At 31.3% G+C, this 21,813-nt stretch carries 28 protein-coding genes; 5 read left to right on the forward strand and 23 right to left on the reverse strand.

The features are described 5' to 3' along the window. Positions 1–127 precede the first annotated feature (127 nt). From HALO113_RS14275 to HALO113_RS14285, 3 genes are read right to left on the reverse strand one after another with little or no spacing between them, the layout of a single operon-like run. Positions 128–694 (reverse strand): YceI family protein, encoded by a 567-nt coding sequence (locus HALO113_RS14275; RefSeq protein WP_159779769.1) that lies wholly within the window; start codon positions 692–694, stop codon positions 128–130. A gap of 23 nt (positions 695–717) precedes the next feature. Next, on the reverse strand, positions 718–1,350 hold the full coding sequence (locus tag HALO113_RS14280; RefSeq protein ID WP_159779770.1) for an NAD(P)H-dependent oxidoreductase: 633 nt from the start codon (positions 1,348–1,350) through the stop codon (positions 718–720). A gap of 1 nt (position 1,351) precedes the next feature. Beyond that, positions 1,352–1,807, reverse strand: a complete 456-nt coding sequence (locus tag HALO113_RS14285) for a MarR family winged helix-turn-helix transcriptional regulator (protein ID WP_159779771.1) — start codon at positions 1,805–1,807, stop codon at positions 1,352–1,354. Between the two features lie 122 nt (positions 1,808–1,929). On the opposite strand from HALO113_RS14285, the gene HALO113_RS14290 reads away from it, so the two are divergent. Genes HALO113_RS14290 through HALO113_RS14300 form a run of 3 tightly spaced genes read left to right on the forward strand, consistent with a single transcriptional unit; the run spans position 1,930 to position 3,407 of the window. Next, positions 1,930–2,448 carry a TlpA disulfide reductase family protein gene (locus HALO113_RS14290; RefSeq protein WP_159779772.1) on the forward strand — a complete coding sequence of 173 codons (519 nt, stop codon included), beginning with the start codon at positions 1,930–1,932 and terminating at the stop codon, positions 2,446–2,448. 8 nt (positions 2,449–2,456) lie between these two features. Beyond that, entirely contained in the window at positions 2,457–3,071 is a 615-nt protein-coding gene (locus tag HALO113_RS14295) for a thioredoxin family protein (protein WP_159779773.1), read from the forward strand. Between the two features lie 24 nt (positions 3,072–3,095). Next, the gene (locus HALO113_RS14300; RefSeq protein ID WP_159779774.1) at positions 3,096–3,407 is read left to right on the forward strand and encodes a rhodanese-like domain-containing protein; all 312 of its coding nucleotides are present in this window, start codon (positions 3,096–3,098) and stop codon (positions 3,405–3,407) included. A gap of 86 nt (positions 3,408–3,493) precedes the next feature. Here HALO113_RS14300 and HALO113_RS14305 read toward each other — a convergent pair whose 3' ends face one another. From HALO113_RS14305 to HALO113_RS14345, 9 genes are all read right to left on the reverse strand, one after another. Further along, positions 3,494–4,372 carry a T9SS type A sorting domain-containing protein gene (locus HALO113_RS14305; RefSeq protein ID WP_159779775.1) on the reverse strand — a complete coding sequence of 293 codons (879 nt, stop codon included), beginning with the start codon at positions 4,370–4,372 and terminating at the stop codon, positions 3,494–3,496. A gap of 126 nt (positions 4,373–4,498) precedes the next feature. After that, the gene (locus HALO113_RS14310) at positions 4,499–6,070 is read right to left on the reverse strand and encodes a tetratricopeptide repeat protein (protein ID WP_159779776.1); all 1,572 of its coding nucleotides are present in this window, start codon (positions 6,068–6,070) and stop codon (positions 4,499–4,501) included. A gap of 174 nt (positions 6,071–6,244) precedes the next feature. After that, positions 6,245–6,592 (reverse strand): VOC family protein, encoded by a 348-nt coding sequence (locus tag HALO113_RS14315; RefSeq protein ID WP_236554735.1) that lies wholly within the window; start codon positions 6,590–6,592, stop codon positions 6,245–6,247. Next, the gene (locus HALO113_RS14320; protein WP_159779778.1) at positions 6,558–7,061 is read right to left on the reverse strand and encodes a DUF1801 domain-containing protein; all 504 of its coding nucleotides are present in this window, start codon (positions 7,059–7,061) and stop codon (positions 6,558–6,560) included. The genes HALO113_RS14315 and HALO113_RS14320 overlap by 35 nt, the downstream gene beginning before the upstream one ends. After that, the gene (locus HALO113_RS14325; protein ID WP_370519386.1) at positions 7,061–7,903 is read right to left on the reverse strand and encodes an SRPBCC domain-containing protein; all 843 of its coding nucleotides are present in this window, start codon (positions 7,901–7,903) and stop codon (positions 7,061–7,063) included. The genes HALO113_RS14320 and HALO113_RS14325 overlap by 1 nt, the downstream gene beginning before the upstream one ends. 11 nt (positions 7,904–7,914) lie before the next feature. Then, positions 7,915–8,766, reverse strand: coding sequence for a VOC family protein (locus HALO113_RS14330; protein WP_159779779.1), 852 nt, complete (start codon positions 8,764–8,766; stop codon positions 7,915–7,917). A 20-nt stretch (positions 8,767–8,786) separates the two neighbouring features. Continuing rightward, positions 8,787–9,005, reverse strand: coding sequence for a DUF4287 domain-containing protein (locus HALO113_RS14335; protein WP_159779780.1), 219 nt, complete (start codon positions 9,003–9,005; stop codon positions 8,787–8,789). Between the two features lies 1 nt (position 9,006). After that, positions 9,007–9,375, reverse strand: coding sequence for a DoxX family protein (locus tag HALO113_RS14340; protein WP_159779781.1), 369 nt, complete (start codon positions 9,373–9,375; stop codon positions 9,007–9,009). 28 nt (positions 9,376–9,403) lie between these two features. Then, complete coding sequence (locus HALO113_RS14345) at positions 9,404–9,718, reverse strand: hypothetical protein (RefSeq protein ID WP_159779782.1); 315 nt, start codon at positions 9,716–9,718, stop codon at positions 9,404–9,406. Positions 9,719–9,842: 124 nt separating this feature from the next. Here HALO113_RS14345 and HALO113_RS14350 point away from each other — a divergent pair, with 124 nt between their 5' ends. Together HALO113_RS14350 and HALO113_RS14355 are read left to right on the forward strand one after the other, a co-directional pair. Continuing rightward, a complete protein-coding gene (locus tag HALO113_RS14350; protein WP_159779783.1) occupies positions 9,843–10,811 on the forward strand; it encodes a GlxA family transcriptional regulator in 969 nt (322 codons plus the stop codon). Positions 10,812–10,814: 3 nt separating this feature from the next. Then, complete coding sequence (locus HALO113_RS14355) at positions 10,815–11,444, forward strand: matrixin family metalloprotease (RefSeq protein ID WP_159779784.1); 630 nt, start codon at positions 10,815–10,817, stop codon at positions 11,442–11,444. Between the two features lie 25 nt (positions 11,445–11,469). Here the strand turns inward: HALO113_RS14355 and HALO113_RS14360 are convergent, their stop codons facing one another. The 11 genes from HALO113_RS14360 to HALO113_RS14410 all read right to left on the reverse strand — a co-directional run bounded on the left by HALO113_RS14360 (position 11,470) and on the right by HALO113_RS14410 (position 21,757). Continuing rightward, complete coding sequence (locus tag HALO113_RS14360; RefSeq protein WP_159779785.1) at positions 11,470–12,222, reverse strand: Asp/Glu racemase; 753 nt, start codon at positions 12,220–12,222, stop codon at positions 11,470–11,472. A gap of 148 nt (positions 12,223–12,370) precedes the next feature. Continuing rightward, positions 12,371–13,279, reverse strand: a complete 909-nt coding sequence (locus HALO113_RS14365) for a fumarylacetoacetate hydrolase family protein (protein ID WP_159779786.1) — start codon at positions 13,277–13,279, stop codon at positions 12,371–12,373. Between the two features lie 63 nt (positions 13,280–13,342). After that, positions 13,343–14,452, reverse strand: a complete 1,110-nt coding sequence (locus HALO113_RS14370) for a cupin domain-containing protein (RefSeq protein WP_159779787.1) — start codon at positions 14,450–14,452, stop codon at positions 13,343–13,345. A gap of 44 nt (positions 14,453–14,496) precedes the next feature. After that, entirely contained in the window at positions 14,497–15,477 is a 981-nt protein-coding gene (locus tag HALO113_RS14375; protein WP_159779788.1) for a carbon-nitrogen hydrolase family protein, read from the reverse strand. Positions 15,478–15,501: 24 nt separating this feature from the next. Beyond that, the gene (locus tag HALO113_RS14380; RefSeq protein ID WP_159779789.1) at positions 15,502–15,864 is read right to left on the reverse strand and encodes a four helix bundle protein; all 363 of its coding nucleotides are present in this window, start codon (positions 15,862–15,864) and stop codon (positions 15,502–15,504) included. A 9-nt stretch (positions 15,865–15,873) separates the two neighbouring features. Beyond that, positions 15,874–16,296 (reverse strand): thioesterase family protein, encoded by a 423-nt coding sequence (locus HALO113_RS14385; RefSeq protein WP_159779790.1) that lies wholly within the window; start codon positions 16,294–16,296, stop codon positions 15,874–15,876. Then, positions 16,289–16,858, reverse strand: a complete 570-nt coding sequence (locus HALO113_RS14390) for a hypothetical protein (protein WP_159779791.1) — start codon at positions 16,856–16,858, stop codon at positions 16,289–16,291. Before HALO113_RS14390 ends, HALO113_RS14385 begins: the two co-directional genes overlap by 8 nt. A gap of 3 nt (positions 16,859–16,861) precedes the next feature. Continuing rightward, positions 16,862–18,442: an AMP-binding protein gene (locus HALO113_RS14395; RefSeq protein ID WP_159779792.1), complete on the reverse strand. Its 1,581-nt coding sequence runs from the start codon at positions 18,440–18,442 to the stop codon at positions 16,862–16,864. 30 nt (positions 18,443–18,472) lie between these two features. Beyond that, the gene (locus HALO113_RS14400) at positions 18,473–18,826 is read right to left on the reverse strand and encodes a four helix bundle protein (RefSeq protein WP_159779793.1); all 354 of its coding nucleotides are present in this window, start codon (positions 18,824–18,826) and stop codon (positions 18,473–18,475) included. A gap of 24 nt (positions 18,827–18,850) precedes the next feature. Next, positions 18,851–21,148: an FAD-dependent monooxygenase gene (locus tag HALO113_RS14405; RefSeq protein WP_159779794.1), complete on the reverse strand. Its 2,298-nt coding sequence runs from the start codon at positions 21,146–21,148 to the stop codon at positions 18,851–18,853. After that, complete coding sequence (locus tag HALO113_RS14410) at positions 21,149–21,757, reverse strand: flavin reductase family protein (RefSeq protein WP_159779795.1); 609 nt, start codon at positions 21,755–21,757, stop codon at positions 21,149–21,151. Positions 21,758–21,813 lie beyond the last annotated feature (56 nt).

A 21,813-nucleotide genomic window follows, 5' to 3' on the forward strand; every position in this document is an offset into this window, starting at 1 on the left:
ACTCTATTTTGTTCATTATTTTAAATTAAAAAAGTAAATATACAAATCAAAAATGTTTTTAAAAGGTCAAAAAAAATGACCCATTTGGGTCATTTTTTCTTTTCCATAGCATTTTTAAATATTTCAATTAGAAACTTAATGTTACGTTTAATTCGAAATCATCATAAATAGTTTTGTCTCCTAAGTTATCAAAGAATGAACCAGAACCATATTTAATGTCATATTTCGTTCTATCAACAATTAATTTTGAAGTAGCAGAATCTTTGTTTACTGTAATATCAAAAGTAACAGGATTTGTTTTTCCTTTAATTTCTAAATCTGCAGTTACGGTGTAAACATTATTTCCTTTATCAGCAATTGTTTTGAAAACTAATTTTGCTGTTGGGTGATTTTCAACACCAAAGAAATCTTCAGATTTTAAGTGACCGTCTAATTTACCTTTCATTCCACCTTCTAAATCTGTTGTGTTAATTGATGTCATGTCTACTGTAAAATTTCCACCTGCTAATTTCTTTCCTTTAAATACTAAAGCTCCTTCTTTTAAGCTAATTGTTCCACTGTGTTGACCCGTTACTTTTTTACCAACCCATTCAATTTTGCTTTTCTCAACATTTACTTTTTTTGTCGTTTGTGCATTTGTTACGAATGAAACTAATGTAATTAATGCTACTGCAATTGTTTTAAAATTTTTCATGATTTTTTTTGAAATTTAAATAGTTAAAGTGTAATAAATAATTCTTCTGTTGTTTTACGAACCTTTGCATAATGTTGTGTCATGTCTTCCTCATGTCTATAACCTATAGTTGCTACTAATGAAGCATTTAAACCTAGAGTATTAAGATTTAAGATTTCATTATATTTTTCAGGTTCAAAACCTTCCATTGGAGTAACATCGATTTTAAGTTCAGCAGCGGCATTTAAGAGATTGCCTAAAGCTAAGTAAGTTTGTTTAGCTGTCCAAATTTGTTTTGTTTCGGCTGGTAAACTGATTAATTTTGATTTCATAAAGTCGCTATATGGCTTTAAATCATCTATACTTAATCCTCTGGTTTGAGCCATGTTTGCCATATATTCGTCTATGTGTTTTTCAGTTACGTCAAGATAATTGGCAAATACAAGTAGGTGAGAAGCATCAACAATTTGCGATTGTCCCCAAGAAGCAGGTTTCAATTTTTCTCTTAGTTCTGGGTTTTCAATAATAAAAACTTTGTAGGGTTGTAAACCATAAGAGGAAGTACTCAACTGAATAGCTTCTTTCAAAGTTTTTAAATCTGTTTCAGAAATTTTTTTGGTAGCGTCAAATTTTTTAGTAGCATACCTCCATTTTTGATTTTCTATAAATGTACTCATATTAATTTTCTCTAATTTTCTCTAATAAATTATTTAGATTTTCAAGTTCTATGTCTGAAAGCTTATTTAATAAGCTATTTTCGTGTGCATCAATTAAAGGGTCTAATTCAGATAATACGTCCAGACCAGTTTGTGTAATGATGATTTCTATCTTTCTTCTGTTTTCTGGACAAGTATTTCTTATGACCATTTCTTTTAATAACAATTTATCTATCAAGCGCGTGGTATTACTATTTTTTGTTACCATTCGATCTTGAATATCTTGCATATTTATTGGTTTCCCTTTTTGACCTCTTAAAATTCGTAATACATTATATTGTTCACCAGAGATTTCAAAAGGCTTTAAAATTTCATTAAATTTATCACCAATAAAATTTTTTGTAAAGGTTAAATTAAGAATTACTTTTTTTGCAATACTCAATTTAACAGTGCTTTTTATTTCTTCTTCTATTTTCATTTGTAATTACAAAATTTGTATGTACAAATGTATGATCTTTTTTTATTTGTATATACAATTGTTTGTTAAATTTTTATTAAATTTATTTGAGTAGCTACTATTATCATTACTTTTAACTAGTTATGAAAAAAATATTTTATTTACTAAATGTTATTTGTTGCTTGCATGTATTTGGACAGCATAATGTTGTACCTTTAAAGGTATATGAACAAGATAGTATCAAGATCGATTCGTACAATTTTGATGGACTTGATAGTTTTTTAAAACAAAAAGACGGTACAACTTACGTTATTAATTTTTGGGCAACGTGGTGTGCTCCATGTATAAAAGAATTGCCTTTTTTTGAAACTTTAGGAGAAAAATATAGTAATGAAAATGTAAAAGTAATATTAGTAAGTTTAGATTTTCCAAAAAAAGTAGAATCGAGTCTAATCCCATTTGTAAAAAGGAAAAAAATAAAATCAAAAGTCGTTCATTTAGATGATCCTGATGCTAATTCTTGGATTGAAAAGGTTAATAAGAATTGGAGTGGAGCTATTCCTGCTACAATAATTTATAAAAATGACACACTTCAATTTTATGAACAATCGTTTACTTATGAAGAGTTGGAACAAGCCTTACAATCAATAATTAATAAATAATATAAACTATGAAAATTTTGAAAATTGCTTTTAGTATAGTAGTATTAGCATTTATAAGTGCGTTTACGGTTAAAAATATGACTATTTCGGGGTATGAAGTAGGAGATAAAGCTACTGATTTTAAGTTAAAAAATGTAGATGATAAAATGGTATCCTTAATTGATTATAAAGATGTTAAAGGATACATTGTTATTTTTACGTGTAATCATTGCCCATATGCTGTCGCTTATGAAGATAGAATTATTGCTTTGGATAAAAAATATAAAAAATTAGGTTATCCAGTTATTGCAATTAATCCAAATAATCCTGAAGTTCAAGAAAAGGATAGTTTTGAGTTGATGAAAGTAAGAGCAAAAGAAAAAGGATTTACTTTTCCTTATTTATTTGATGAAGGACAAAAAATTTATCCACAATATGGAGCGACTAAAACACCACATGTGTATGTATTACAAAAAACTAAAGAAGGAAACATTGTAAAATATATAGGAGCAATAGATGATAATCATTCCGATGAGGGAGCGGTTAAAGTAAAATATGTAGAAAATGCAGTAGATGCCTTATTGAAAAATAAAGAAGTTTCAGTAAAAGTTACAAAAGCTATTGGATGTTCCATAAAAGCATAGTATTTTTGGAACAAATTATAGTATATGAATTTAGAGCAACAACAATGGTGGAGCCAGTTTTTAACTGATGAAAAAGGAATTATTTTAGATGTTAGAACAGAAGATGAATTTAACAGAGGAAAAATTCCAAATGCAATGAATATTGATATTTTTAAAGGACAAGGTTTTATTTATGCTTTAGAAGAATTAGACAAGACTAAAAATTATTATGTGTATTGTGCGGCTGGTTCTCGAAGTGCTAATGCATGTAACATAATGAGAGAATTAGGTTTTGCTAATGCTTATAATTTAATAGGAGGAATTAGTGAATGGCAAGGACCAGTAGAAGGTGAATAGTTAAGACCTCTAATTAATAAATTAAAAAAGAGTCGGAATGTTAATTGCATTCCGACTCTTTTTTAATTAGTTAATAACTAATTTTTTTACTCTTTAATAAATTTTTTGATAGCTTTTCCAGAGCTACTATTTAAAATAAGTGTATAAAAACCTGTAGATAACTCATTTGTATTAATAGAAAGTGTATTATTTGTAATTCCTCCAGTTGTCTTTTGAAGTAAAACTTTTCCTAAATTATCTACAATAGTGTAGTCATGAATAACACTATTATCAGAAACAGTTATAAAGAGTGTTTCTTTTACTGGATTTGGAAATAGCGTTACAGAGTTGGAGAATGTTGGATTCTCAATATTTAAATTACAATTTGTGTCCCATTCCACAATCATAGGTAATCCTTGATTACTGCTACTACTATTTGGACAAAATTGGGGAGCTGCTACAACATAATAACTTCCTGGTTCTGTAATTAAATAGGATATACTATTCGCTCCAGGAATAGCAACATCATCTTTATACCATTGAATATTCGTATCATAAGGACTATTAATCGTATTATTGAAGCTACCACCTTGACACAATAGAAAATTACCATTATTTCCATCAACAGATACTGTCGAATTCATTTCGTTATAAATAACTAAGCTACTCCAAGCATAACTGTCAATTTGAATTTCATTGGATTCATATGTATTTCCTCCAGATGTAACGACTACTTTTAAAAGTGCCTGATCATAGGTATACCAATCATAAGTAAATGATTCTGAAGTAGCTCCAGAAATGACAGTGTAAGGGTCAGAAGTAAACCAATATTTGAAATACCATTGATAGGTATCATAAGTTTGATTGGTAACTGAAGCAGTACCATTAGTCCAAGGACATAACAATACATCACCTTGGATTTGCGGATTTTGAGCTAGTAATAAACAACTGTAACTCAAAAACAATAATAGTAAATTTTTTTTCATAACAATTTATTTAAATGTGTCTCACAAAAGTAATATGCCTATGTGAAGTAAGCTGTTTATAAAGCGTGACAAATTGTGACATTTATGTAAACAAATTGCGACATTTACTAAAAGATCAATGCATAATTAAATATTTAAGAGGTATGCATTTAAAGAAATTGTATTGGGTAATTCTAATCTTTTTTCAATTCTTTCTTTCCTTTTTCTGCAAGCTACAGGCGTAATATTGAGCATGGTAGCTATTTCTTTAGTGTCTAAATTCATATATATATATGATAAATAACGAATATCTGTAGTGGTTAAATCAGGATGTTTTTGAGTTAATCTTTTTATAAAACCTTGGTTTACTTCATCGAAATGGCGTACATAATTATCCCAATCATCATCTGTTTTTAAATGTTCTTCTAGTGTTTTTATTTTTTTAATTATTCCATCATTATCAGTTATATTAGATAAAGAAACAAATGATTTTATAATATCTTGTAATAATTGATTTCTTCCAGAAATATAAAGTGCTCTTGATAAAATTTTTTGATTTTTAATCTGTATTTCATTTTTTAAACTTTCTTGTTCTAAAAGAACTATCTTTTCTTTTTCAACTAATAATGATTTTTCGGCTATTTCTTTTTCCAATTTAAAAGTAGTCATTTGTTGTTCTCTCTTTGCAATAAGTTCTTTTTGTTTCGTTTTTATAGAATAATTTCTAAAAATTAATAATAGTATAATCAATGTAAAAACGATAATAATGATAACAGTAAAAAAGAGTTTTCTTTCATTTTTTATTCTTAGTTCTTTTTCTTGTAACTTCTCTTTGTAATTTTGAATTTGAAATTTTACTTCACTACTTTCAAATAATTTGCCATTTTTTATGGTATTCAATTTTGAAGTAGAAAGAGTAATAGAATCTTTGTATTGAAAAGCTATAGCGTAAGATTTAAGTTGGAAATAAATAGTTGAAAATAAATCATATAATTCTATTTTCTTTTCCAAATCAGGTTTTTCAGCAACTGTATTATTTACCCATTGGAGCGCTTTTGTTAAATTATTTTCTTTAAGATAACATTTTGCAATAAGCAAAGACAATTCGATGCGGTTATCGCTGTTAGGTTCATTATTTAAATTTAAGAGCAATTTTTCTGCTCCAGAACGAGATTGCTTGAAATTGCCTAGTAAAAAATCATTCTGGTACAAACCAGTAAGTGTGGGTGTCTTAATTTCAGGAATAGTAGAATATTGTAAAGACTTATTTAAAAATTTTCTTGCTAACTGTAATTTTTTTTGTTCATTGGCTAGTAATCCTAAATTCATAGTATACATACTCATTTTTAAAGAATCTTTATATTTTTCAGCTAATACAAGAGCTTTATTAAAGTAACTATTGGCTTTTTTATATTTTTTTTCTTTACTATACAAAATAGCAATATTATTTAATACAATCATGAGTTGGTCATCATCTAAATATTTACTAGCTATTTTATAACTTTCAAGATGTTGTTTTAATGCTTCTCCATAATCTAGAAGCATATAATAATTGTTTGCAATATTGTTTTGAGCAAGAAAAAGTTGTTTATACCAATTCTTTTTTTGTGCTATTTCTTTAGCTTCAGAAAGTAATTCTAATGAGGCAACATGTTCTTTTTTAAGCATTAATACAACTCCTCTTTTAATAATAGAATCGCATTGTTTAGTTGTTTCCATACTAAACAAAAAAGATTGCCAAAAGAAGCAAAAAAATGTAATTATAAAACTGGTTTTAGTAGTCATTTCTTAAAAATCAGCTCAAAATTAATTCTAAATTTTAATAAAAAAGCAATTTAAGTTATTAATATTAATAACTTAAATTGCTTTTTTATAGACTGAAATATAGTACTTCTATTTAGGTTGTTGGTACATATAGAAGATTTCCCAATTATGTCCGTCAAGATCTTCAAAACCTCTTAAGTACATAAAACCATAGTCTTTGGGGTCGTTTGGTTCTTTTCCACCTGCTTGAAGGGCTTTTTCTGCCATTGCATTCACCGCTTCATTGTCTTTAAGTTCCAAGGATAAAATGGCTGCTGCTGTTTTAGAAGTGGTTGCGATTTCTTTTGTAGTAAATTCACTAAACTTAGCGTGCGTTAATAACATGACATAAATTTCTTCACTGAAAACCATGCATGCAGCGGTTTCATCTGTAAAATGCTTGTTATTTGTAAATCCGATAGTCGTATAAAAATCCATTGATTTTATTAAATTGCTTACAGGTAAGTTGATAAAGATTTTTGGTTTCATATTTTGCTTCTATTTTAATGTTTTCAATGGCATTTTGAATCAAATTGCGCAATGCTATTTCTTTGGTTTGAATGTCTTCAAGTGTTGCAAAAGAGAGTAGTCTTCTACCATCTTTATATTGACCTTCTAATATTTTGAAAGAATCTTCAAGCGATGCTCCGTTTGGAAAGACTAACATGATTCTATTTTTAAATAAATTAAAAACAGCGATATCTCGTTTATATTCTTTCGAATCAAAATGTTCCATCGCTCCATCATAATAGAAAGAAGGATGATTCCATTTGATTCTTTCTTTCATTTCAGGATGTGCTTGTAGGATTATTTGCCTAATTTTCTCTACTGAAACGGCTGTTTCCTTTGGTAATTGTGCTATAAATGCCGTGACTTGCTCTGTTTCTGTTCGGTTTGATTTTGGCATTAGTTATTTTCAACGTATTTTTTGAAATTATCTAAAATATTTTGCCACCCTGTTTGTTGTATTTCCATAGGATTTTGAGTTTCCGCTTCAAAAGTCTCTATAATTTGAATTTGATCTTTAACAGGTACAAAAATAATTCTCACAATACGACCATCTTCTAAGGTATACGCTAACATTTCATTGGGTTTTACTGCGGTATACGTTCCTGAAAAATCAAAACTAAAACTGCCATCTTTTGCAGCCATAGTATTCGTAAATTGACCACCTGTTACACAATTGTTTACTGCCTTTGGTGTATGCCAATCATCCGAAGCAGCACACCATTTGGTAATATGTTCGGGTTCATTCCAGTAGTTCCATACCTTTTCAATGGGTGCGTTTATTTTTGTAGTTATAGTAATGCAATTGCGTTCCGATAGTTCTTTTACTATAGCTAAAGCTTTGGGAAACACATCCTCAAAATAGGTAGCATATTCTTCAACAGAATTTAAGTTAACGACTAAATGCGTACTACCATTTATTTCATTAAGTAGGTATTGTTCTTTCGAATTACTCCATTCCGATGCCTTTTCGTCGTTTGGTAGTTCTTTATAATCATCAATTTCGCCTAAATGATTGAACGTCATTTCTACATTGGGTTTTGAGGCAATAATATTGCTATACATTCCTTTTCCTCCAGGAGAATAAAAGTGCACTCGACTTCCTTCCTTCCAATCGGATACCGCATATGAACCATGACAAAAGACACTTGTCCATTGTGTGTAGGTTAAATCATTCCATAATACGTCCCATACTTTTTCAGGTGTAGCGTTAATGGTTACTTCAAATTTTTGTGCTAACATGTTTTGTTTTTTTATTTGTTATACGCTTGTTGTAGTTTTTCACAATCTATTTTTTTCATTTGCAGCATGGCTTGGGTAACCTGTGCTACTTTTTCCGGATTTTTATCATTCATCAATTGAGGCAACATTTCAGGTATAATTTGCCAAGATATTCCAAATTTATCTTTTAACCAGCCACATTGACTTTCCTGACCACCATTTTGAAGAAATGCATTCCAATAATAATCTACTTCTTCTTGATTGGTACAATTCACCACAAAAGAGAAGGCTTCATTAAAATCAAAATGATGTTCCATCGGACTTTCCATTGCGATGAATTTTTGGTAGGCCAAAGTAAATTCTGCAAATTCAACTTTTCCAGCTGCATTCGGATTATGAGCATCAAATTTACTGATGAAGTTGATTTCAGAATTTAAAAATAAAGAAGTATAAAAAGTAATTGCTTCTTCTGCAAGACCAAATTTCTTATCTACAAAAAGTAATGTGGGTACAATTTGTAACGGATCACCATCTATAAATATTTGCCAAGACAAACCATACTTATCATTTACCCAACCGTATTTTTTACTCCAAGGATATTCACCTAAATCCATTACAATAGTACCTTTTTCCTTCAATGCATTCCATATGGTATCTATTTCGTCTGTATCATTTGATTTTATAAAAAAGGAAATAGCATTGGTAAACGTAAAAAGTGGTCCGCCATTAAGTGCGTTGCATTTTAAGTTATTGAGATGAAATGTGGTAACTAATGGATTGCTACTTTGAATTTTAGAATTTGTGAACACCGAAGTGTAAAAGGTTGCCGCTTCATTTGCTTGCGTATCATACCACAAGAAGGGTGTGAGTTTTTGTTCGTTCATGTTGTTTAAATTTTACAAGTTTAACTGGTTTTTCCTTTAAAAGTTGCATATATAGCCATGGCATGACCGTGACCCAATTCAAATTCTTCTTTGAGCCAATTGGTAATTTCAGTTGCTTTTACAGATTGTACAAGCATGCCATTTTCCATAAAACCTTTGGTTTCGGCTAATTGTTTAAAATCTTCCGGACTTTTACCTGTTTTTGCTTTGATGTTATCGATGTACGCTTGAAAAGACATCTTACGTTTGTTTGTTGAGTTTATGATAATAAATATAAGAAATCGCTAAAACAAAAAGCACAATTAGAGGGAAAAAGGTTTGTACATTTATTCCATCAACGGCTGCATGACTAATCATGGCGAAAATAAAATTAAAAGTAAAACCTGCATAAGCCCATTCTTTTAGTCGGGATGGGATTTTAGGAACGATTAGAATAATAACACCTAAGATTTTAAAAACCACTAATGCAGTACCAAAATACTCAGGATAACCCAAGTGTCGGATTCCTTCTTTGGCTAATTCTGTTTGAGAGGTTAAAGCAGGCATAACGCCTTCAAATAAGGCTATTAAAACGGTTGCTGTCCAAAATACTATTTTTTGTTTTTTCATGTGAAATGTATTTGTTGTTAAGTAATTTTTAGAATGGTAATTCGTTGGAATTCAAAAAAAGAATTTTAAAATTATTTACTTTTTTACAACGATAGGTTCCCTTTTTAAGCGTAATGTGTTCCATTTTATGTTCGTTTTTTTCATTTGGAAATAATTTTGTAGCTACTGCTTTATAGATAATACATCCGTTTGTATTCCTGTAAGAGACCCCTAAATAAATTCTATTTGAATTATAGCCTACAATAGAATGTAACTCTTGATGGGCTTCTAAAACGCCATCAGGAAATGTGTTCGCAGTAACGCAAAAGGCATTGCTATCTGTTTGTAAATTAAAGTATTCCATTTTTAGTTGCTTTCGATATTCCAAAATTAATGAGTTCTGTTATACTAAAAAAGGTGTAATTATGACAATACCATTGGTTAATTGCGACAATAGTTTTTTATATTTGTTTACCAACAAACAAATCATGAAGACAATAAGTATTTTAGTACCTAAAACGGCTGTTACAGCAGCTATAGTTGATTCACAATATCTTTTCACTTCTATTAATCAGTTTTTTATTAATGACGGAAAAGAAATTCCTTTTAAAATACAATTAGTTGGTGAAACCAAGACCGTACTTTTAAATCACGGAACTGTTGCTATACATACTGATTTTGTCTTAGAAGATAAACCTCAATCGGATTTAATAATTGTGCCACCAATAGGTCAAAATGTGGCAGATGCCTTGGCTCAAAATGAAAAAATGATACCTTGGTTGGTTCAAGAATATGAAAAAGGAGCAGAAATTGCCAGTTTGTGTATTGGAGCCTTTATGTTGGCTAAAACAGGCTTGTTGAATGATAAATCTTGTTCTACACATTGGATGTACGTAGAAACTTTACAACAGTTTTTTCCAGAAGTAAATGTTGTGAATGATTTAATAATAACGGAAGAAAAAGGCTTGTATACCAGTGGAGGCGCAACATCTTATTGGAATTTATTATTGCATTTAGTAGAAAAATATACCGATAAAGAAACGGCAGTTTTAATCTCAAAATTCTTTCTTTTAGATATAAATAGAAGAAGTCAGAATGCGTTTACTATTTTTAAAGGACAACGTTCCCATAATGATTCCGATATTTTAAAAATACAAGATTATATAGAAGCGGAGTTTGATAAAAAAATGAGTATTGAAGACTTGGCTTCTTACAGTAATCTAACGCGAAGAACTTTAGAAAGACGTTTTAAAAAAGCGACTAATAATACAATTATTGAGTACATGCAACGCGTTAAAATTGAAGTTGCAAAGAAAGAATTAGAAAAGGGATTAAAAACCATTAACGAAGTCATGTATGAGGTAGGCTATTCCGACAGTAAATCCTTTCGTGAGATTTTTAAAAAATATACTTCTATGTCTCCCATGGATTATAAAAAGAAATATAATTTGAATTAAAACATGAGAGCGAATTATTTTTTAAGTTGCATTTTTATAATTTTATTTTCGTGTACTAATTTTCATTCGATTGAAAATAGAACTGTTGGTATTCAGCCTTATGAGAATTTCTCTGAAAAAATGACAGATAGTATTGTACAAGTTATCCGATCCGTTTATAATTTAAAAGTAGCAGTTTTACCAATTCAAAAACTGCCTCAAAAGGCATTCATAAATCAAAAATCACCTCGCTATAGAGCAGATAGTTTGATTCAGTTCCAAAAAATAAAACAATCAGATACAATCGATTATATTTTAGGTTTAACTCACAAAGATATTTCTACAACTAAAAGAGATGGTAATGGAAATATAAAAAAGCCTCTTTATAAATATGAAGATTGGGGAGTGATGGGATTAGCCTATTGCCCTGGTACGAGCGGAATTGTTTCTACATTTCGTTTGAAACATAAAAACCCTAAGGTTCATATGCTACGCATAAAAAAAATAGCCATACATGAATTAGGTCATAATTTAGGATTACCACATTGTCCGAATAAAAAATGTGTAATGACTGATGCAGTTGAAAGTATCGCAACTATAGATAATGCGGAATTAGCTTTATGTGCTGATTGTAAAAGAAAAATTACAAATTAAAGCTAATCCCGATTTTTATAGTATTTTAATAATTTCCGTTTAATAATTCACCTCCAATGCTTGATTTTGCATCGATACCTATTTTTTTCATCATTTCATAGGTAGTACAAACTGCTGCAGAAGTAACTGGAATACCACATTCCGCTTGAATTAGATCGATAGCTTCTAAAGAAGGCATTTGTACACAAGCAGAAGCAACTAATACATCTACATCTGTTAAATCCAATTGCTTGTAAATTTGCAAGAGATTCATTGGATCTTGAGCAGCCACTTCTAAATTATCAGGAATTTCTAATGCTATGCTTTCTTTTACTTTAATACCTTGATGTTCAATATAATCGACTACTTTGTCTGTTAGAGGACGCATGTAGGGCGTAATAATTGAGATTTGTTTCGCACCTAAAACCTTTAAGCCATTAATTAAAGCACCCGCAGAGGTTACAATAGGAGTAGGGAAGTCATTTGCTACCGTTTCTTGATGTAAATTTACTTCAGAAACACAATGATAACCGCGTCCCATGCTCATTATAGCAACGAGGCAAGCATAACCCATAACATCTACATGGGCATCGGATAATTCTTGAGCACATTTTAAACTCATTTTATCCATCGCTTCCAGTTCTTCTTTGGTTACTTTTTTCATTCGCATTCGACTACTATGAAACGTAAAACGTTCTGGCAGAATGGTTTCTCTGGCACGAAATAGTGCGGGTATTTCCGTTTCCATTGTGATATTGGAGGAAGGAACAATTTGTCCTATCTTGTATTTTTTAGTCATATTCTAAAATTTAGTGCTACTAAACAGCAAAAATTATTTACTATAAATAGTACGCTTTTTTAATTATTTTGTCCCTCGACTGCGCTCGGGAAGACAATGTTATCCTGATTTCGTTTGTCACCCTGAGCCCAGTCGAAGGGCATTTAACTTATATCTCTTTCACTGTATTTTCTATAAATCCAATTTTTTCAACAGTACATCTCACAACATCACCCTCTTGTAACCATTCTTGAGGTGTTCTTCCAGCACCTACACCAGCAGGTGTACCTGTTGCAATAATGTCTCCTGGTTCCAATGTAAAAACCGTACTTAAATCTTCAATTAAATCATTGATATTGAATAGCATGAATTTAGTATTAGAGCTTTGTTTTTCAATACCATTAACGGTCAAAGACAGATTTAGATTATGAGGGTTTTCAATTTCGTCTTTGGTAACCAAAATAGGTCCCATGGGCGCAAAAGTATCTTGTCCTTTGGATACAATCCATTGCCCAGAACGACGACAATCTCTGGCAGAAATATCATTAATTATAGTATATCCAAAAACATAATCGAAAGCATCTGATTTGGGAACATATTTTCCTTTCTTTCCAATTATAACGGCTAATTCTACTTCCCAGTCTAATTGATTGGTTAACTTTCTATTTAATAAAACATTCGTATGGGTTGCTGTAACAGTTGTAGGTGGTTTTGAAAAAATAACGGGTTGTTGTGGCAATTCTTTAGAAGTATCTAAAGATCGTGCACTTTCCGCTACGTGTTCTGTATAATTTAAACCAATCCCGATAATATTCTTACGCGGTTTTGGAATAGGCGCTAAAAAAGTTACTGCATCAACAGGTAAACTGATTTCTTCAAAATCCACGGCTCTGGTTTCTGCTATTAGATCCGTAATTTCGGAAATGACTTCAAAGCCTAAATCAATTAAATCGAGCATATTATCTGGAAGTGGAAAATTGGAAATATTTCCAAAATCTTCCATATCAACCACTAAATTATCATGTAAAAAGCCTAATCTTGGTTCTGAATCTTTGGTTTGGTAGGTAAGTAGTTTCATTATTATTAATTTTGTCCCTCGACTGCGCTCGGGATGACAATGTTATTTATTTAAATTGATTTTCTATTGCAATTGTTGATGTCCGTTATTTTCTAAATAGTCTTTGCCTTGATATAAACCTAGTTTTTCAATAACTGGTAAATCATTAAAATTGAACAAACAAGCATCTTCTGTTTCGGATAGGTTATGATGTTCATGCCAAGCCCAACTTGGAACACAAAATATATCTCTTTCTTTCCAGTCGAAACGTTTCCCATCGATTATAGTATATCCTTTTCCTTTGGCACATTGGTACACAAATGAACCCGTATGCTTGTGTGCTTTTCCTTTAAAACCCGCAGGTAATAATTGCATGGCTGCACCCATAGTTTGCATAACATGTCCACCTGTTAAAGGATTTGAATATTGCATAAAAATACCATCAAAAGGATTAATTGCATTGCTTTTTGAGGCTTCAACTAGAGCAGGATAGACTTTAGACCAAGAAAATTTGAATAAAGGAGAGTAGGGTTTGTCCCAAACTTTGTCAGCTGGAATGATACCCGCTGTACCATAATTTATGGGTGAATAATTTAAAGGTACATCCAATGGTTGTTTGCCATCAAAAACAGCATAATCGTTTGCTTCTAAAGCATTCACTAAAGGAATATCTAAACCGTCTTGCCAAATACAAGTCTTTCCATTGGCATTTACACCGTGTTCATGCCAAGTAGAGTTAGGTGTAATGACAAAATCATTTACTTCAAAGGTGATTTTATTGCCATCTACAACGGTGTAACCACCTTCTCCTTCCATAATAAAGCGTAGGGCAGAAGCTTTGTGTTTATGAGCAGATGTAAACTCACCAGGTTTCGTAACTTGAATTCCAGTGTACAGCCATCCCACAGCAGCCGAAACGTCTTTTCTTTTATCGTTAACCAAATATACCACGCGCCTTCCAGCTTGTTCTGGAGTTACTAATTCGGAAGATTGTAATACTAATTCTCGTAAATCATCATATTTCCAAAGCATAGGAACCGAATTGGATTTGGGTTCCCAAGGTTCAATATCATTGGCAACGGTCCATAAAGCACCAGCACCAAGATTTTCAAGCTTTTTGTAATAAGCCATTAATTCGGGTGAGTCTTGTACTCTTGCACGACCATATTGATCGTCTGAATGGTTTTCTTGCATTTTATTTTCTTTTTTGTGTCACCCTGAGCGGAGTCGAAGGGCAACTATTTTGTATTAAATTCATCATGATCGTTAATAAATGTAATCTTTCTTGTTGGAGCAGTATTCACACGCAAATCAAAAATATCAAATCGATTGTAATGTCCTAAAATATCGTGCATTTGTTTCGGTTGGATGCATTTTGATAAATCAATTTCAGCATAAATAATACCTTCCTCATCAATTAAAGGTTCGCCAATTACAGCACCATTCGGACCAATAAACCCAGAAAAAGCTGAATTTTTTCGTGTTAAAACTTCGTCAACATTAGGTACATCTTCTCGTAAAACTTCTTTAATTTCTTCAGATATTGTGGAACAAGATACAATAGTGAATAATTTTCCTTCGAAAGAATGAGCTGCTGCTCTAATTTTAATCGCTTCTGCCATATTGTAATCGGGTGGCGCAACAGGCAACGAAATATAGTTGGCAATGTGTACCAATTCGCCTTGAGCTAATAATGTAAAGCGCGCTAAAGTATTGGTGTTTTCTCCACAAGCCAGTGTACCAAGTGGACCAACTTCCGTATCATATACTTTTAAAGAAGAACCGTCACCAGAAGTCCATGTTAATTTTTCTGCCCAAGTAGGTACTAATTTTCGGTGTTTACCAATGAGTTTCCCTTGGTTGTCAATTATAATATTAGTATTGTAAATTTCGCCAAAAGAATTCCCTCTTTCATTTAATCCAATAACGATGTGAATATTACAGTCTTTAGCTGCTTGAAACAAAGGCTGCATTGCTTCATCTTCCATTTTTACAGCAGCTTTATATAATTTTTCATACCACTGACTTCCTTGAACGGGTGTCATAATCCAGTTCCAATACGGATAACCCGCAATAAAGACTTCTGGAAATGCAATTAATTGCGCCCCATTATTACTAGCTTCTTTAATGAAAGTAATGGCTTTTGCAATTGTTTTTTCGACATCTAAAAAAACGGGAGCGGTTTGTACGGTTGCTGCTTTGAATTTTAAAAATTCCATAAATTTTAAATTATCAATTACGAATTATGAATTATTGCGAAGTGTTTTCTGAATAGAACCTATAATTTTCAATATCTCAGTTATATCTTCTAATAAATTTTCACTTTCTACTTTATTTAGATAGTTAGTATCTCTCAATAATCGAATCCAATAATGAGTTTCTCGAGCTTCTTTATAAGCTATAGTTAATTTTGCATAAAAATCTTTAGAAGATTGGCCTCCGATTGCTTCTTCAATATTTGCACCGATTGAAATTGAAGTTCCACTTCTTAAAAGTTGTTTACTTAAAACAAACTCTTTTTTATCATTTGCTAAAAATTGATAGATTTTTATAATTTTTACAGCAAAAGCATAACTCTTAATTTGAATTACATTGTCATTCTTCATATTCGTAATTTACAATTTGTAATTCATAATTTTATTCTTTATTTCCTCGTTAAAAGGTTCCGATTTTATGCTATTTCTGTCTTCAGCTATTGTGACGTTTACCAAAGTGACTTCTCCTTCTAAAACCATTTGTTGGTTTTCGTTTACAAATTGAAAACCGCAAATCACAGCAGATGATTTTAGTTCCTTTACCCAAAGTGATTTTGTTAAGACTTCTCCTAAACGAGCTGCATTTTTAAACTGCACTTTTAAATCTACAGTTGGTATACCATTCGTATCATGCATTTTTGAAAAAGGCCTTTCTAAAGCTTCTTCAAACCAATCTTCTACTATATCGTTTAACATTTCTAAAAAGCGAGGATAGAATACAATTCCAGCGTAATCAATATGTTTAAAACGTATTTTTTCTTGTTTTATAAAAGGCTTATTCATTTTTATTATTGAATTTTGATTTTAATTCCAAACTTCTCTTTTCTGCTAATTTCGAATAATTTTCTTCTTCTTCTTTTGTATCAGTTAAATAAGTAATTCCGAATTCCTCGAAAAGCTTTTGTTGGAACAACATACTATCTTCTAAAAACTTTAAATTTTTAGTCGCATAAGAATTAAAACAACCAAAACATAACTCAATATATCCCAGTATTTTATCTTCCTTGTTATAAAAAACGATTGTGTGTCTTGGAAAGTAGCAATCGGCTCTTTCATCAATATAATCATCTGTAGCAACTAAACTATTCTTTAGTTTTTTAATTTGCTTTTTGTTTAAAATAATTTTATTTCGTAAATATTTTTCAGGAAATGAGATCGCAACTACTTTACCTTTATTATAAATCATATATCTTTTTTCACCTTCCCATTTAGTTAACTCTAGGAATGCATAGATTTCAATTTTTTTTGTTTGTTTGAAAATACAATTGATTAGTTTTTTATTTTCATTTTGACTTATGCAAAAGAATAATTGAAACAGCGCAAGTATTAAAAAAATCTTTTTCATAATTTACTTCAACTTAAATCGTTGTATTTTTCCCGTTTCGGTTTTAGGCAAACATTCCCTAAAATGAATTACTCTAGGATATTTATAAGGAGCTGCTACTTCTTTGAACCACAATTGTATAGATTTAGCCAATTCATCTGATGCTTTAAAAGTATCTTTTAACACAATATGTGCACATACAAGCATACCTCTTTCTGTATCAGGTAATCCAACAACTGCACATTCTAAAACTGCTTCATGTGTTAAAAGTACGGATTCTACTTCAATTGCAGCTATATTATAACCTGAAGAAATTATCATGTCATCGCCTCGAGCGACAAACCAATAATAGCCTTTTTCATCCTTTTTGAAAATATCACCCGTTATATTCCAACCCTTTTGAACGTATTCTTTTTGTTTTTCTTCCCGATTTAGATATTTACAACCTGTAATCCCTCTAACCGCTAATCTTCCCGTTTGATTTGCTGTTAATTCCTTTCCTTTTTCGTCAATTATTTTGGCTTCGTATCCTAAAATTGGTAAACCAGTTGCTCCTGGAATTCTATTTTCTTCATTGGATGAAATAAAAATATGTAGCATTTCTGTTGCACCAATACCATCAATTATTTTTAACCCAGTAGCATCATACCAATCTTCCCAAACTTGAATAGGTAAAGTTTCACCAGCTGAAACACATCTTCTCAAACTAGAAACATCATATTCCGTTAATTTAGTAGTTAAGATGCGCCAAGCGGTAGGTGCAGTAAAACAAATAGTAATTTTATAGCGTTCTATGGCTTGTAATAAAACGTCTGGGCTTGGTTTTTCAATTAAAAAAGTAGAGGCCCCAAAATACATTGGGAATAAAACCAAACCACCCAAGCCAAAAGTAAAGCCTAAAGGCGGACTACCCGTAAAAATATCTTCTTTTGTAGGTTGTAGCGAATAATTTGGAAAAGCTTCACAAATATTCAAAATGTCTCGATGAAAATGGGCAGTCATTTTGGGAATTCCAGTTGTTCCAGATGTAAATCCAATGATAGCAACATCTTCAGCCTTTGAATTATAATTTTCAAATATTGTTGGTTTTGAATTTACAGCAGCATTCCAATCATCCGTATCAAAATACACCACTTTTTTAAGAAAATCAGATTGTGTTAATTTCATTTCTTCTGCCAAATCAATATCACAAATGGCATGAGAAATTTCGGCACAATCTATTATTGTCTTTAATTCTTTAGCTCTGAGTAAAGGCATAGTTGCCACGACAATACCACCAGATTTTATTACTGCATACCAACAAGCGACCATCATCGGGTTATTTGCAGAACGTAATAAAACTCTGTTTCCAGATTGTAAGCCTAAATCGTCAACTAAATAATGTGCAATTTGATTAGACTTTTCTTTTAGTTGTTTGTACGTCCATTTTTCATCAAATGTTTGAATACAAATGGCATCTCCATTACCATTTTCAATATGAAAATCCAATAATCGATATGCGCAGTTTAATTGTTCTGGATGTTGAAATTGAGGTAAATCCAAAAACTGATAATCCGATTGTAAATCAGTAGTAGGTAAGTGGTTGTATGTGAATTTATCTATCATTCTTTATAATTACGAATTTTAAATTATGAATTATGAATTATGAACTGTTCTTTGGATAGAACCAATTATTCTAAGTAATTCATCAGCATCTTTTAACAAATTTTCTGCTTGTTCTTCACTTAAATAGTTTGTATCTTTTAAAAGGCGATTCCAATAATGAGTTTCTCGAGCTTCTTTATATGCAATAGTTAATTTTGCATAAAAATCTTTAGAAGATTGTCCTCCAATAGCTTCTTCAATATTTGCACCGATTGAAGTTCCTGATTGTAATAGTTGTTTACTCAAAACGAATTCTTTCTTTTGTTCATGAAGAAATTGGTAATTTTTTACAATTTTTATTGCAAAAACATAACTTTTTATTTGAACAACATTATCCTTTTTCATAATTCGTAATTAATAATTCCTAATTTATTTATGACTTTCAGGTTTTAAAGCTTTTTTCATGCCTTCTATCATTTTTCGTTCACTTCCTACAAATGGATACAAATGTGATTTTCCAGCTAAATATTGATTAGGAATATCGTTTGCATCGAAATTCTCATAAGCTTGTGCATTTCTTACAAAATAGGGATCGAGTAATAAAGGTCGGCCAAGAGCCACTAAATCGGCTTTTCCATTGATTAAAATGGTATTAATCTGGTCAATATCTTGAATATAGCCTGTTGTGATAGTTGGAATATGAACTTCATTTCGAACAGCATCTGAAAAAGGAACTTGCCACATTCTGCCTACTTGCGGTTGTTGATAAGAAACCGTATTTCCTGTAGAAACATTGATAATATCAGCACCCACTTGTTTAAAAGCTTTAGCGATAATTAGAACCTCTTCTTCAGTAATTCCATTTTCAGCCCAATCTGAAGCTGAAATTCTAACCGACATTGGTTTGTTTTGTGGAAATACTTTTCGCATTTCTGTAAAAACTCGAATTGGAAATTTCAATCGGTTATCAATTGAGCCTCCAAATTCATCTTGACGAATATTAGTTAATGGAGATAAGAATGAAGCCAATAAGAATCCGTGATGCGCTTGTAATTCAATTAAATCAAATCCTGCTTCATCGGCATTTTTAGCAGCTTGGACAAATTCAGTTGTGACTTTATCCATGTCATCAATTGTCATTTCTCTTGGCGTTCCCATTTTATCATTGAATGGAATAGGAGAAGCGGATAACAATTTCCACGGATTATCAATGGGTTCATTAGTTCCTTCCCAAGGTTTTTTAATGGCGCCTTTTCTTCCTGAATGACCTAATTGAATTCCGATTTTTGAAGTTGTATTTTGATGAATAAAATCTACCATTTTTCCCCATTTATATAATTGATTTTTAGAATAAATACCTGTACAACCTAAAGTAATTCTTCCGGTTTCAGAAACAGCAGTCATTTCAGTTAAAATTAATCCAACACCACCAATTGCTCTTGATGTGTAATGGGTGAAATGCCAATCGTTTATTTCTCCATTTTCTGCTGAATATTGTCCCATAGGTGCCATTACAATCCGATTGTTCAATTCTAAATCACGCAATTTTAATTTTGTAAAAGCAGGAGGAGTTTCCCTCAATTGCGCTCGGGATGATATTTCGTTGAAATTTTCTAAAACTTTATCGGTAAACGATTTATCCCGAATACCTAAATTTTCAAAAGTTACTTTTTTTGAACGTGTCATACAACCAAAAGCAAACTGAAGAAAATTATGTTGGTTGTGACGATTCATATTTTCAAACCAATCTAGAGAAACGTTAGCTGCATACTGAATCATTTCAACTCGATTGCGTCTCGTTTTTTCGTATTGTTCAAAAGCAGCATGAACATTATTTTGATTAGCAACAACCGCATCTGATAGACCAATGGCACATTCCATGGCTAGTTTAGTTCCTGAACCGATAGAATAGTGTGCGGTTGCTTTTGCATCACCTAAAAGTACAATGTTGTCTTTATACCATTTTTGATTGATAACATGAGGAAATTGCCTCCAATGCGATTTATTAGTAATTAAATGATGACCGTCTAATTCTTGTTTAAAAATTTCTTCCAGTTTTTGAACTGTATCTTTTTCATTAGTCACTTCAAATTCTAATTTTTCAAAAGTTTCATTACTACATTCAAAAATCCATGTACTTCTTCCCGGTTCGTATTGATACGTATGCGCAACGATTAAACCAGCAGGAGTGTTTCTAAAGAAATAAGTAAACGCATCGAGTGGACGAGTCGAACCCATCCAAACGAAGCGATTCTTTTTTAAAGTAACATTAGTTCCAAAATCTTTTTCAAATTGAGTACGAATTTGACTACCAATTCCGTCGGCAGCGACTATAATATCAGAATCATTGAATTGTGATAAATCATTTACATCGGCTTCAAAATGAAGATTTACACCTTCTTCTTTACATCTTTGATGTAAAAGTTGTAATAATTTCATTCGTGAACAACCACAAAAACCATTTCCCGTAATTCTAACAATTTCACCATCACGAGCCACATCTAAATCATCCCAATAGGCAAAATTAGTTCGAATTAATTCATACGATTTTGGGTCTCGAGTTAAGAATTCACTTAAAGTTTCATCAGAAAACACAACTCCAAAACCAAAACTATCGTCGGATTTGTTACGTTCGTAAACATTTATTTCGCAATTAGGCATTGCTTTTTTAGTTAATATAGAAAAGTAGAGTCCGCCTGGACCACCACCAATTACAGTTATTTTCATTTAGTTGCGTTTAATGGAAAAAAGTTCACCTAAAGTTGCATAATTAGATCCTGCTAAACGAGCTACAGGTTTGTATTTGTCTAAATTAATTTTGTTATTCTCTAACAAAATAGCATCATCAATGTGCATAATTAGGATCTCACCAATAACAACACAAGCTGTTTCATTTCCTTCCTTATCTTTAATAAAATAATGATGAATCATCTTACATTCAAAATGAACTACACTTTCTTTTACTCTTTTGGATTTTACTGAATTTGAATCTATAGGAGTTACATTAGCAAGCTCAAATTCATCAATTTCCGGGCCTACATTTTGCGAGGTTGTGTTCATTTGTTCTACTACATCTTCTGTTACCAAGTTGACAACAAATTCATTTGTCTCTAAAACATTATTAAGTGTGTCTTTATTGGTATTATTATCTCTTCGAGTAGAAAAAACAACACAAGGAGGATCACTACTTACCATATTAAAATAAGAAAAAGGAGCTAAATTGTTAATGCCTTTTGCATCAATAGTGGAAATCCATCCGATAGGTCTGGGAATAATAGTACCTGTGAGAAGTTTATAAAGAACTGAAGGATCGGTGTCCTGTGTATTATATTGCATATGTGTTGTTGTTTTTACAAATTAAATAAAAATTATGCTATTTTTTTAATAATATA

The organism is Flavobacterium sp. 9AF, assembly GCF_902506265.1.
GTDB lineage: Bacteria > Bacteroidota > Bacteroidia > Flavobacteriales > Flavobacteriaceae > Flavobacterium.